The sequence below is a fragment of the Tolypothrix sp. PCC 7601 genome, from assembly GCF_025677855.1.
Lineage (GTDB): Bacteria > Cyanobacteriota > Cyanobacteriia > Cyanobacteriales > Nostocaceae > Aulosira > Aulosira diplosiphon.
This window is the reverse complement of the sequence record NZ_CP064880.1, coordinates 97,074-109,849: the sequence shown is the minus strand read 5'-3', so window position 1 is coordinate 109,849 and position 12,776 is coordinate 97,074. Positions and strand designations below refer to the sequence as shown.

General features: G+C 43.0%; 9 protein-coding genes and 2 pseudogenes. 9 read left to right on the top strand and 2 right to left on the bottom strand.

The features are described from left to right. Window positions 1-53: 53 nt before the first annotated feature. On the bottom strand, window positions 54-2,321 hold the full coding sequence (locus HG267_RS37060) for a heavy metal translocating P-type ATPase (protein WP_081584143.1): 2,268 nt from the start codon (window positions 2,319-2,321) through the stop codon (window positions 54-56). A 143-nt stretch (window positions 2,322-2,464) separates the two neighbouring features. On the opposite strand from HG267_RS37060, the gene HG267_RS37055 reads away from it, so the two are divergent. From HG267_RS37055 to HG267_RS37040, 4 genes and pseudogenes are all read left to right on the top strand, one after another. Beyond that, window positions 2,465-2,818, top strand: a complete 354-nt coding sequence (locus tag HG267_RS37055) for an ArsR/SmtB family transcription factor (protein WP_045873859.1) — start codon at window positions 2,465-2,467, stop codon at window positions 2,816-2,818. Continuing rightward, window positions 2,815-3,225 (top strand): MerC domain-containing protein, encoded by a 411-nt coding sequence (locus HG267_RS37050; protein ID WP_045873813.1) that lies wholly within the window; start codon window positions 2,815-2,817, stop codon window positions 3,223-3,225. The genes HG267_RS37055 and HG267_RS37050 overlap by 4 nt, the downstream gene beginning before the upstream one ends. Before the next feature lie 100 nt (window positions 3,226-3,325). Beyond that, a pseudogene (locus HG267_RS37045) lies at window positions 3,326-3,767 on the top strand (hypothetical protein). 166 nt (window positions 3,768-3,933) lie between these two features. Then, window positions 3,934-5,265: pseudogene (locus HG267_RS37040) on the top strand (Nramp family divalent metal transporter). 85 nt (window positions 5,266-5,350) lie between these two features. Here HG267_RS37040 and HG267_RS37035 read toward each other — a convergent pair. Continuing rightward, window positions 5,351-5,929 carry a hypothetical protein gene (locus tag HG267_RS37035; RefSeq protein ID WP_045873814.1) on the bottom strand — a complete coding sequence of 193 codons (579 nt, stop codon included), beginning with the start codon at window positions 5,927-5,929 and terminating at the stop codon, window positions 5,351-5,353. A gap of 199 nt (window positions 5,930-6,128) precedes the next feature. Between HG267_RS37035 and HG267_RS37030 the strand changes: the two genes are divergently transcribed. The 5 genes from HG267_RS37030 to HG267_RS37010 all read left to right on the top strand — a co-directional run bounded on the left by HG267_RS37030 (window position 6,129) and on the right by HG267_RS37010 (window position 12,728). After that, on the top strand, window positions 6,129-7,766 hold the full coding sequence (locus HG267_RS37030) for an AAA family ATPase (RefSeq protein WP_045873815.1): 1,638 nt from the start codon (window positions 6,129-6,131) through the stop codon (window positions 7,764-7,766). Between the two features lie 124 nt (window positions 7,767-7,890). Further along, window positions 7,891-8,457 carry a DUF192 domain-containing protein gene (locus tag HG267_RS37025; RefSeq protein ID WP_045873816.1) on the top strand — a complete coding sequence of 189 codons (567 nt, stop codon included), beginning with the start codon at window positions 7,891-7,893 and terminating at the stop codon, window positions 8,455-8,457. Window positions 8,458-8,828: 371 nt separating this feature from the next. Continuing rightward, window positions 8,829-9,428 (top strand): hypothetical protein, encoded by a 600-nt coding sequence (locus tag HG267_RS37020; RefSeq protein WP_045873817.1) that lies wholly within the window; start codon window positions 8,829-8,831, stop codon window positions 9,426-9,428. 93 nt (window positions 9,429-9,521) lie between these two features. Beyond that, the gene (locus tag HG267_RS37015; protein WP_045873818.1) at window positions 9,522-9,857 is read left to right on the top strand and encodes a hypothetical protein; all 336 of its coding nucleotides are present in this window, start codon (window positions 9,522-9,524) and stop codon (window positions 9,855-9,857) included. Window positions 9,858-9,899: 42 nt separating this feature from the next. Further along, a complete protein-coding gene (locus HG267_RS37010; RefSeq protein ID WP_045873819.1) occupies window positions 9,900-12,728 on the top strand; it encodes a hypothetical protein in 2,829 nt (942 codons plus the stop codon). The last annotated feature ends 48 nt before the right edge of the window (window positions 12,729-12,776 follow it).

The following is a 12,776-nucleotide window of genomic DNA, read 5'->3' as shown; positions in this document are numbered from 1 at the left end:
AATGGCTAAAAGCTTTGTCATACATGAATAAAACACATTAACCATTGGGATATCTAGCCTTTGGAGACAATGACCGATAGAGTTCGACGACTTAGTTGAATAGCGTAGCCTAAACGTCTCAAGTCATTTCCCACTAGCACGACATCAGCAGTTTCCAACGCCACATCAATTTTGCCCACAGCAAAACTGACATCTGCGGCGGCTAGAGCAGGGGTATCATTGATACCATCGCCTACCATACCTACAACACTAGAACGACGCAGCTGATGAATAGCTTGCAATTTATCTTCCGGTAGTAATTCAGCCTGGTACTCCTCAATACCAACCTGCTGGGCGACCTGTCGTGCTACGGTTGAGCGATCGCCCGTCAGCATCACCAGTCGTTTGAGTCCAATGCGTTTGAGCAGACGCACAGCTTCTGCGGATTCCAGGCGTAATCCATCCGCCAAGGCGATCGCTCCTACTAATCCTTGTTGTGTTCCAATTAACACTGGAGTCTGTCTTTGAGATTCAATTTCAGCCAACAGAGATTTAGCAGCCACCGAAAGTTCAATGTTGTGTTCCTCAAACAATCGGCGATTGCCCACAAAGTAGATAGCTTGTCCAAACTTTGCCCAAATTCCCTTACCAGGAACAGCAGTAAAGTCTTCTGGAGTCTCCAAATCCAATCCTTGAGCCGTTGCCTGGGCTACAATGGCTTTTGCCAATGGATGTTCTGACTGTTTCTCTAAGGAGGCAGCAATTAGCAATACCATGTTGGCACTCATCGAACCCAAATGATGTACCTTCTGCACCACTGGCAGTCCTTGAGTAATCGTGCCAGTCTTATCAAAGGCTAAAGCTGTGAGCCGTCCAGCAGTCTCCAGCGCATTTCCACCTTTGAACAGCACTCCTTTATGGGTGGCGGCTCCAATCGCACTAATCAGTGAAACAGGTGTAGCAATGACCAAAGCACAAGGACAGGCAATTACCAGCAATACCAAAGCTTTGTAGAACCAGAGACCGAACGGCTGGGCAAAAAACAGAGGCGGAACAAGGGCGATACCAGCAGCCAGGAGCAAAACAATAGGAGTGTAAATAGCAGAGAAGCGATCAACCCATTGCTGAATGGGCGCACGGCTTTCTTGAGCCTCTTCAACCAGATGAACAATCCGAGCAACAGTTGTATGTTTGGCAGTATGCGTGACCTCAACTTCTAAAAACCCTGTCTGATTCAGGGTTCCCGCAAACACTTGGTCTCCTTTTTCCTTGTTTTCTGGCAGAGATTCCCCGGTAATCGGAGACTGATCGACTGCACTTATCCCAGACATGACTATGCCATCGAGAGCAATCCTTTGTCCGGGGCGGATGGTCAAAATTTCCCCTACTGATATACTTTCGACTGGAACAGAAAGCTCTTGCCCATTCCGCCTCACCGTTGCGGTGGCAGGAGTTAGATCCATTAAGTCTCGAATCGCGTTGCGGGTACGACCGAGTGTGTAATTTTGCAGCGTTGTTCCGAGCGCAAAGAGAAAAATGACGAGTGCGCCTTGAAACCACTGATTCAAAATTGCCGCCCCGATCGCTGCTAAGGTCATGAGCAGGTTCATATCAGCACGACGCAATTTGAATGCAATCCAGGCTGCCCTGAGAATGGGTGTGATGGCAACAATTAAACTGATAACATAGAATCCCTGAGCAACCAGAGGTAGTGACAGTAGCTGTTCTGCAATCAACCCCAGTATTAGCCCAACGCCACTCAAAACAACCGTTTGTCCCCGGCGAGTATAGAGCCAGAATTGCCATCCACCTAGATCAGACTTGCCAGATGGCAAATTATCAGCCTGGTTTTCTGTGGAAACATCTATATTATCTAGTTCGACTGTGTAGCCCAAATCAGTAACACACTTAACTATGTCGGCTTCACTGGCTTGTTGCGGGTCATAAATTACGTTCAACCGTTCTGAAGCAAAGTTAACCGTTGCCTCAGTTATTCCCGGTAACTGCTGTAAATTTGTGGCAATAGTTTTAGCACAGCCGCCACAGTCCATGCCGCCTATATACGCTTGTAGAGTTTGAGCCGATAGTGTTTGAACTTGAGTGGTCTGATTGGGAATTGGTTCAATGCTGTAACCCAAGGCTGTAACCCTATCTCGAATAGTGGCTTCATTCACCTGCTGCGAGTCGTAAGTTACACTAAGCCGTTGGGTAGCAAAACTGACTTTAGCTTCAGCAACTCCGGCAAGTTTTTGTAAAGTCGCTTCGATTGTCTTAGCACAACCACCGCAGTCCATTCCACCGATTTGTGCCTGGAAAATTTTCAGTGCTGAAGCTGAGTTCATCTTGCCAGCCTTTCAAAAACGTGCTTTTGTTGAGGTCAAACGTATCAGTAATTGCTGATATGTAATATATTATCAATTAGTGATATGTTGTCAACGTATCAGCCGTTGGTAATATGTCATGGTGTAAAGCACACAATAAGCAAATGACTACCTGTACTAAAACGGCAGATTTGAAGGCCAAACTCTTTCGAGGATTTTCTGATCCCTCTCGTCTGTCCATCCTTAACACGCTGCGTAACGGTTCACTAACGGTAAGTGAAATCGTTGACCAAACGGGTCTTAGCCAATCAAACGTATCTAATCATCTCAGTTGTCTGCGCTGTTGCGATCTGGTGGTACGCAAGCAGCAAGGACGGTTTATGTACTACGAGCTTGCCGATATGCGAATTGCGAAGCTTTTAGATTTAGCGGATGAATTGCTAGCAGACGTAGCCAAAGGCGTTCGTCAATGCTCTCACTATGAACTGTCAACAAAGTTGACGACCAGCGTTCAATGAGCAAGCCAGACTATCAAAAAGACATCCAGAGACGATTAGACCAGGTAGCAATCGCATTCTCTGGGCTTTGTACAATCCATTGTTTGCTAACTCCCGTCTTATTCATCTTCTTCCCAGTTCTGAGTGCAACATTCGTCATAGGTGAGGATTTTCATGACCTTCTATTGTGGTTTGTATTGCCCGTCAGCTTATTCGCTCTATTGCTAGGCTATTTCCGGCGTAGAGACAAAGTGGCACTCTTGTTAGGGGCGATCGGTTTAAGTCAGCTAATCATTGCTGCAATTTTTGGAAACGAGTTTTTCAATGAATTGAGTGAGGTAATCGTAACTTCCTTGGGTAGTTTGATTTTAATTGCTGGACATATCCGAAATTATCAATTGTGTGCTTGTGATGAGTGCAAAGTATAACGAGGTAACAAGGTCTAACTCAATAAAAAACTGGCAGTCTTACAAGTATTAAAGAGCTAATTTCACAGCTTGATTATTGTTTCTAGCTTCAAGGAGTGACATGCTTGAGAGCAAGGTTCGGAATCAATATAACCAGGTAGCATCAATCTATGGCCAGCGTTGGAATTATTACATTTCCAATACCCTATCATTTCTTAAAACCTGGGCAAATTTACCTCCTACCGCAACTTTACTAGATATTGCTTGTGGAATTTGATAATCCCAACGTTGCTTTAAACGAGATGAAGCGCGTTCTGAAACAAAATGGCAATCTAATTATTTTGGACTGGTGCAAAGATTTTTTAGTTTGCCGTGTTTGTGATTGGATACTCCAGCGCATTGATCCAGCGCATCAGCAGTGTTATACCCAAGCAGAATTTCACCAGTTGCTCTCTAGTGCTGGGTTTTGTGTTCGACAATCCTCTACAGTCCGGTTTAGATTGATTTGGGAATTGATGGTTGCAACGGCTACAACTCACTCAGTTCAGAGTTTGAATGCGTAATATAGCTATTCTGCGCTCGCTCTGATTCAAGCTTGAGAATCTGCCCTTCTCAGGCTCTGTTCTCATTGAATCGCTCCCTGGAAGCATGAACTTTCCTCAAGGCTTTCTTAGCGTAGTGAGAAGGTGGTACGGTTAATTATGAAAGAATTATGAAAAAGCTCTAACAATGGCGCTCTCCGATCATCCTCCTAGCTTGCCAGAGGTTCACCGCAGTATCTCGATTCCTGCTGCTAAAGGCTTTTGGCGTAAGTTGCTGGCATTTGCGGGGCCAGGATACCTCGTTTCCGTGGGGTATATGGACCCTGGCAACTGGGCAACGGATATTGCTGGAGGTTCGCGATTTGGTTACACCCTGTTGAGCGTAATTCTGCTCTCAAACCTGATGGCAATTTTGCTGCAATCGCTCTGTGTGCGATTAGGTGTTGCCACTGGAAAAGATTTAGCGCAGGCTTGTCGAGACTACTTCAGTCCACGTATTAGCTTAATGCTGTAGGTGTTGTGTGAGATTGCCATTGCTGCCTGTGATTTGGCGGAATTATTGGGAAGTGCGATCGCCCTACAACTGCTGTTTGGCATTCCGTTATTGTGTGGCGTGTGCATCACGGCGCTGGATGTTTTGGCGTTACTATTCTTGCAAGGTAAAGGCTTTCGCTATGTAGAAGCACTCGTCATTATGCTGGTAGCAACCGTTGGTGTGTGTTTTGGCGCAGAAATTTTATTCTCTCGACCCGATGTGGGCGGAATTTTACAGGGCTACTTGCCCAATCGGGAAATTTTGCGAAACCCAGAGATGCTTTATATTGCGATCGGGATTTTGGGCGCAACTGTGATGCCGCATAATCTCTATCTACACTCGTCGATCGTGCAAACTCGCGCTTGGCAACCTACACCTGAAAAGAAATGGGAAGCGATCAAGTTTGGCACGATTGACTCGACCGTTGCACTTTCTTTTGCATTATTCATTAACTCTGCCATTCTGATTGTTGCCGCAGCGACCTTTCATTTCTCTGGCTATCACGAAGTTGCGGAAATTCAGGATGCGTATAAGCTGCTATCCCCTCTGCTGGGGGTCAGTGCTGCCAGTGCCATTTTTGGATTGGCGTTGCTGGCATCCGGACAAAGCTCGACACTGACCGCAACTTTGGCGGGACAGATTGTGATGGAGGGCTTTTTGAGATTTCGCCTTCCACCCTGGTTGCGTCGATTAGCCACTCGCTTGTTAGCAATTATTCCGGCTTTGATTGCGATCGTGTTTTTTGGTGAGCAAAGTACCGGGCAACTGCTCGTTTTCAGCCAGGTGATACTGAGTTTACAGCTTTCGTTTGCAGTGATCCCACTGGTGATGTTTACGAGCGGTCGCCGCTTAATGGGTGAGTTTGTCAATCCAAGGTGGTTAAAAGTTTTGGCTTGGGCAGTGGCTTTGATAATTGTTGCGCTAAACGTTTGGCTACTTTTACAAACAGGAATGAGACTATTTCCCTTTTTAGGACTGGGCTAACCTTTTGATGGAGTCGATTAAATTTCAAAACTGATGAACGCTAACCGCTTTCAGCAAATTGTCTATTGAATACTTTTTCACATCCTTAGTTTTTCCTTTGGGCAAGATAACCTTGACGGTAATCACTCTTCTTTAATTTGGAAGCTTGACGTGCAGACCACTGACGCATAGGAGTAACTTTCTCTACATGAAGTAGCTTCTGGCGATAAGTATTATTATCTGTCAGTTGGGCGATCGCACCAGCAATAAATCGAGCGCAGCGTTCTGGCTGAGATGAGACTTGTTCTTCTGCAAACCGGATAACCAGCCAGTTTGCATCAACAAAACACTTGTTTCTATAGTCATCCTCACCGATACAGTGAGTAGGCTTCCCAGTCGCAAATGAGATAGGTTCATCAACTTCCAAGTCTATGTGTAAGCCAGTATTTGGTTCAATCAACAGAAAATCAGCCGTAAATGGTAGCCGATGCCCCAGTGGAAGCATCATCTGCTGGGGAGAAACAATTTCACCAAAATAATGTTTGAGAACATTTTCAAACAGCCCCTCACTTGCCCCAATTGGTGCATCTCCTTGTCCAGACGGAAAAACTAAAGGGGTAAACTGTTTTTTCTCTTTCACTAACTCTGGAATAACAACGATTGGATATTCCGGTGTCTTTGCCATAACTGAAAATCGAAACACTTGGAAAATCAGAGTTCTTGGCAATTATCTAAATTCACAACACCATTACACAATCAACAAAATACTGAAAAGAAACCAACTTTTTTCTAATTTTTTGGATTTAGAAATTAGAAAATTATCAGTTATCGTACAGCATCTCTTCTAGATAAGATTGCTTCTGATTACGCTACAAGCAACTAAGATGAAGTCTAGCTTTGAGTATCTAGAAGACCTGCTTGCGGACAATTATCCAATCATCGCCTGTGAATCCCCCCTCCAAGAACGTCACCGCTTCCTCATTCGTCTTACTACTTCCTGTCAGCAAGTAGGTAAAAAAGTCTATATATGGAATTTAAGCGAGGACAGTATTAAAGAATTGGTCGTAAGCACCGAAAATAATCTTATTCTTCAAGAGTTTCATGACTATAAACCTTCGATCAAACAAAATACAGAAGATTATTTTCAAGTACTCAATTTTTGGAGAATTTATTCTGGCACTGGAGTACTAATCGTTGAGAATATTTTTCCTTGGTTAAAAGAAAGCATAACTAAAGATACTGAATTTCTTCTTCTATCAGAATGGATTAAGTCATCGCTAGTTAATCTAAAATTTCATACAAACAAAATTGATAAGACTACCATATTACTAGGAGCCAATGCCGAGATAGCCAGCGAGATAGCAGCAGAAATACCCCTTTGGAGTCAAGAATTACCAGATACACAAGAAATAATTGCTAGTTTAATTAGCAGTAATTTATTTCCTTTAATTTATACTGAACAAGACTATTTAGAAATTGCTAACGCTAGTGCTGGGTTGTATATTTATGATATTATTCATTGCCTAACTGATATTAGAAAAAATCATGACTTAGGAAATTCCAGTGAGATAGCAAAGCTTCTACTGGCAAAAAAAATTCAATTACTCAACCGCTTGTATGACATCGAATTCTTACCTCCACCAAAAGTCGAACTTGGTGGGTTAGAACTCATGCAGCAGTCATTCAAAAAGTTCAAGCGATTGCTTACCCCGCGTGCCAAACAATACAATCTGCGCGTACCCAAGGGGATTATGCTTGTGGGGCCACCGGGGACGGGAAAATCACACTCAGCAAAAGCCTGTTCCCAGAATATGGGTATTCCCCTCATCATGGTCGATTGGGGCAACTTTAGAAGTTTTGGCAACCAAGCAGAAATGAAACTCAAACGCTTGTTGCGACTGGCAGATAGGCTCAACCAAGTAATTTTGTACTTCGACGACTTTGATAAAGGCTTCGCCGGGGATGATGACCTCGCCAAACGGCTGGCTGGTCAGCTGTTGACGTGGATGCAAGAGCGTACGTCAGATGTACTGGTCATTGCGTCAGTTAACCGCATGGAATGGTTGCCACCCGAACTCACCCGTGCTGGACGGTTTGACTATTTATTTAAAGTAGACCTGCCCAATAATGGGGAAAGATATAGTATCTTCAAACTGCACGCTGCCCGGTTTGACGAACGCTTTCGCAATGGCGGCGACCCCTGGAGTGAGGAACAGTGGCGCAGAATTCTTAAAGCCACCAATCGCTGTGTAGGTGCAGAAATCCAGACAATTGTAGAACGCGCCGCTAGTACGATATTCTGCGAAACCATAACAGAAGATACCTACTCAGAAAGCCAACTCTCCACACTTGAACTAACAATCGAGGCATTACTAGAAGAACGCCGCCAGATTAACCCGCTTGCCATCCGCGAAGCCGATAGAGTCGAGTCGATGCGTAACAAAGCTGACCAACAAGCTTTACCTAGTAGTCCCCTCGACGAAAGCAAGTTTGCTGTTGGCAACATTGATATTTTCAGCTAGCACGCCTCATCAATCAATTCAAAGTTTCATCATGTTTGGACGAAAGCAAATGTAACCAAAACATTTCAACAGTTCATAATGCTTGCCATTTCTAACCACCTTACTATCTTATTTAGCTAAAACTATGGAAGTTACAAGACAAACTGCTCAAACCAACATTCAAACTAAACAAGCACAAAATCTTGAAAAAAGCCTATTTTTCAAATTCATCAAATTTATCAAATTTGTTGGGCCAATTGCTGGTTTTACTGCTGCCCTCTCACCCCTACCGCTATACTTTTGGACTCGCCAGCCCCAGTATTTACCTATTGGTGCAACCTTTACCAGTAACAATCAAACAGTTCAACTCGAATTAGCAGACGATAGAAAAGAATATGCCCACGGTCTCAAATTTCGTAACTCGATTCCTGAAAATCACGGAATGTTATTTGTCCTCAACAAACCTGAAAAAGTTAAACTTTGGATGAAGGATACGTATATTCCTTTAGATATGATATTCCTCCAAGACGGAGTTATCAAATCAATCGTAGAGGCAGCTCCCCCTTGCAAAACCAAAACCTGTCCTAAGTACGATTCCATCTATCCTGTTAATCAGGTTATTGAACTACCTGCTAACAGTACTAAAACCCTCAATCTCAAAGTAGGTAAGAAACTCCAACTCAATTTCAACCCAAACAAAACGCAGAATTAGTTGACGGAGATTTGAGCCATCACAACAACCTAGCGGTAAATAACCGTAATTACACTACCTCATATATCAATGTTTGACCCCCGATATAGCCTATATCGGGGGTCAAACATTATGAAATCAACCACTGATTTAATTATTGGAAGTTGTCAAGCAAATTTGTCTGAGTTTTTACTGAATGATTTACTGAAAAAGATAGTGTCTAAAAATAGAAAATTTTTAGATGATTTTACGGTTATTAATCCCATAAAATAATTTCACAAGTGAGAAGTTGGAGCAGATATTTACTCCAATCAAAACTTTGGTAAAAAGCAGTGTTTCGACCTTAGTTACTCTACAAAGTTTCATCCACTAATTTCTGAAATAATCTTTTTATGAGAACAGACTACGAATCTGATTTTGGTAGTGATCGCGCTCCTTCCCACGAAGAATACGGATACCCTGCTTCCACCCGTCGCAAAAAGCGCAACTGGAAAGAAAACGCCAGCATCGCCGGACTAATGGCAGTTGGTACTGGTTTGATGATTGCAGATATCTCACTCCACCACATGGTGATGGCATCACTCGCGTTTGGAACTGGCATCGTAGCGTTACTACCCAAGGAAGCAAACTTGCTACTTTCTAACTTTGAGAAATGGCAGCGCAAGTATGGCATCAATATTTATACTGTTCTGTTTTGCTTGGTAGGTGTAGTATTTATGTTTGATATCGCCACTGCACCCGCAAACGCCCAGTTTATGCAAAACGCAGAGGACTTCTTCACAGAGTATTTTACTGGTGTCAATGAAGATATTATTAGGTACGTATTTGCGGTACTGCGCGGTTTGTTCCTAATTTATCTGGGTATTGGTCTTATTAGGGTTGTTCAAGCAGCCAGAAACGACGAAGATTGGCAAACGATCGCCCGTACACCAATTATCGTTGCCCTCACAGTTGTAGTCGGAGACTTGCTTGCAGGACTGGTAACAGGCTGATACGTCACTCGTCAAAAAAGCCACCACGAGTGGCACAATTCCACAAGTGCCACTCATCAAGATTTCAAAAACTGACTTTTGTCTTTCGTAATAATGGGCAGAGAACGGGAATTTCGTACTGTCAACCGCGTATTAGGAGAACAGCCGCGCCTTGGGCCATTCCCCGCCGACCAAATTGTTCCCTGGAGTGCGATCGCTCTCATCTCCTACATGGTAGTCAAGGGTTTTATGCAAGCTTCCTGGCTGGCAACCGGAATGGTAACTGCTTGGGGATGGGCAACTTGGTGGACGGTAAGTTCCAACAAAGCTTTTTTTGGTAAGTTTGTCGGCACACCCCGCATCACCCGTGGCTATAAACCTTTTGTTTCTCTCGTTAATCCTCTACAACCTCAATCCCAGAAAAAGCACCAGCTGAAAAAACGCAGATAAAGTTGCTCAAGTAAAAAATATTACCGAACGAAACTACAGGCTATGAGTTCGACCGCCTCCACGAAAACAAAGGACAAAATTGGTAAAAAATCCCTTGATACCGAACAATTAGGTGTTGTCAAAAACCTAACACCGTTTGAGGATATTACTCATTTAGCTGGGATTGCAAGTATCTCGCTTGCTGGTCGTAGAGATATCGGCGCACTCATCCTCCAGAAAAAAGAAGATATTCAAATTAAGTTCTGCTTCGACGTACAAGGAGTCCACCCATCTTTACCAGAAGAACAGATTCTCCCGATTTTTGAAAATATTGAGGGCGGACTCAAAGAACTTCCCGAACGCGAAACCTTAACAATTCATCTTGGTTCGTTCACTGATGATTTTCTCCGACAGCAAGAACTAAAAAAGATAGAGGATAAATGCGACCTAGAGCAATTAACTTTATTAGTGCGATCGGAACGTCTGCGAACAAGAGAACTCACTAAAGCGGGAACTCGTAAAAATAAGTTTTTACGTTTCTGGTGTACCTATAGTGTCCTGGCTTCTGAAGATAGTCGCTCAAATGATGCAATTGAAAAAACTATCAAACAATTGCAAAATGCTTGGTTCCAATTTACTGGACAAATTCACGGTGTTCGGCAAGAACGAATCGAAACAATTTTACGGGATAGTTTTACCTCTGGGTTTCAACGGTGGGAACAACTTTTGACAAACTCAATGGGGCTTTCAGTGCGAGCAGTCACCAGTGAGGAAGTATGGTCAATTCTTTGGAGTCAATTTAACCGTAGCGATGCACCCAAAGTTCCCAATCCCCTCATATTAGATGAAGAGGGACTTCGAGAAGTTCAAACTAGCGATTTCCACATTCGCCACCTGATGCTAGAGAACGAAAAATCTGTCCCGTTTCTCGATCGCAGCTGGGTAAGACTGCAAGACAAGTATATCAGCGTTCTGCAATTTAGCGAAAAGCCCCAAGGCTGGGTAGATGAATACGCCCAGCTTCGATATCTCTGGGAGGTAATATCCAAAGAAAAAATCTCCGATACTGAGATTATCTGCCAGCTATCTAAAGCCAACCAGGGACTTGCCAAAACTGCTCTGCAACGGATTACCAAACAGTCAATTACCTCCAGCGCGATGTCTTCTGAGAAGGGGTCAATTGACGTAAAAGCCAATATGAACATCGAGGAGGCAGTTAAGGCACAAGAAACTATCCTCAGAGGCAGTCTCCCGATTCATACTGCTGTTGTTTTTTGTGTCCATCGTCACAGCCGTCAAAAACTTGATGAAGCTTGCCAATACCTTTCTAGCTGCTTCTTACGACCTGCTGTAGTTGATAGAGAAATCGAGTATGCCTGGAAAACATGGTTACAATGTGTACCTGTTGTTTGGGAAAACTTACTTACAAGACCCTTTAACCGTCGCCTCCCCTATTTCTCATCAGAAGTTCCCGGACTCATGCCGATAGTCAGAACAGCTACAGGAGATAAATCCGGGTTTGAGCTGATTGCCGAAGAGGGAGGAACCCCAGTACATCTTGATTTGTACAAGCAGCACAAGAATCTCGCCATTTTTGGTACTACTCGTGCGGGTAAATCTGTATTAGTAGCAGGTTTATTAACACCTGCCTTGGCTCAAAACATTCCCGTAATTGCACTTGATTATCCTAAACCCGATGGTACTAGCACGTTTACTGACTACACCAAATTTATGGGAGAGGAAGGAGCATATTTCGATATTAGTAAAGAGTCGAATAATCTATTTGAATTACCAGATTTAAGGGGATATGAACCTGAAGTTATTAAAGAGAGAATGACTGATTTCAAGGAATTCTTGAAATCAACATTAATGATTATGGTGTTAGGGACAAATCCTGTAGGTGTAAGTCCGACAATGGTATCAAATATTGAAAGTATCATTACAATCACAATTGAAACTTTTTACAACGATGAGGATATCAAACTTCGGTACAAGCTAGCATTAGAAAATGGATTGGGTACACCTGAATGGGCAGATATTCCCACACTTAAAGATTTCTATAATTATTGTTCGCCTGGATTTATCAAGCTGGATTCCATCACCAATAATAGTAAAGAAATTCTCGATGCCCTTGACCAAATCAGATTGCGATTAAAGTTTTGGCTAAATTCACGAGTTGGGCAATCAATCGCCAATCCATCTAGCTTTAGAACTGATGCTCGATTGCTTGTATTCGCACTGCGATCGCTTGGGAGTGAAGCCGATGCCGCAGTCCTTGCCCTGAGTGCTTATTCCGCAGCTTTACGTAGAGCTTTATCATCTAAAGTATCAATATTTTTCTTAGACGAAGCACCAATTTTATTCAATTTTGAGAGCATAGCCGAGCTAATTGGTAGGCTCTGCGCTAACGGTGCAAAAGCAGGTATACGTGTAATTTTATCTGCCCAAGAACCAGAAAGTATTTTCCAAAGTAAGTCTGCTTCCAAGATATTTGCTAACATCACAACCCGCCTGATTGGTCGGATTCAAACATCGGCAGTTGACCCATTTGTGAACAGGTTTAAATATCCTTATGAAATTATCTCGCGTAATAGTACCGAAGCATTCTTTCCGAAACGTGAAAGTATTTATTCACAGTGGTTACTTGATGACAATGGCAAACTTACTTTCTGTAGATATTATCCTGCTTATTGCTTACTTGCAGCAGTCGCAAATAACCCGAATGAGCAAGAATTACGCACTCTATTTCTCAATAAATATGCCGATAATCCAATGCTGGGTATGGTGAAATTTTCAGAAAGTTACATACAAATGCTTCGGGGAGATGAGTTAAGCCAAGAAGCACAACAATTATTGGATAACAATAACAATCAGCAATTAAAGTCAGCATAAATTATAGAAGAAAAACTAAGAATAATCTGGATTTATAAAAATAAGAAT

Bases quoted from the DNA above. Each gene is read 5' to 3' on its own strand.
- HG267_RS37050 (WP_045873813.1), top strand. From the start codon at position 2,815: ATGAGCAAGCCAGACTATCAAAAAGACATCCAGAGACGATTAGACCAG.
- HG267_RS37030 (WP_045873815.1), top strand. From the start codon at position 6,129: ATGAAGTCTAGCTTTGAGTATCTAGAAGACCTGCTTGCGGACAATTAT.
- HG267_RS37010 (WP_045873819.1), top strand. From the start codon at position 9,900: ATGAGTTCGACCGCCTCCACGAAAACAAAGGACAAAATTGGTAAAAAA.
- HG267_RS37035 (WP_045873814.1), bottom strand. From the start codon at position 5,929: ATGGCAAAGACACCGGAATATCCAATCGTTGTTATTCCAGAGTTAGTG.
- HG267_RS37025 (WP_045873816.1), top strand. From the start codon at position 7,891: ATGGAAGTTACAAGACAAACTGCTCAAACCAACATTCAAACTAAACAA.
- HG267_RS37015 (WP_045873818.1), top strand. From the start codon at position 9,522: ATGGGCAGAGAACGGGAATTTCGTACTGTCAACCGCGTATTAGGAGAA.
- HG267_RS37060 (WP_081584143.1), bottom strand. From the start codon at position 2,321: ATGAACTCAGCTTCAGCACTGAAAATTTTCCAGGCACAAATCGGTGGA.
- HG267_RS37055 (WP_045873859.1), top strand. From the start codon at position 2,465: ATGACTACCTGTACTAAAACGGCAGATTTGAAGGCCAAACTCTTTCGA.
- HG267_RS37020 (WP_045873817.1), top strand. From the start codon at position 8,829: ATGAGAACAGACTACGAATCTGATTTTGGTAGTGATCGCGCTCCTTCC.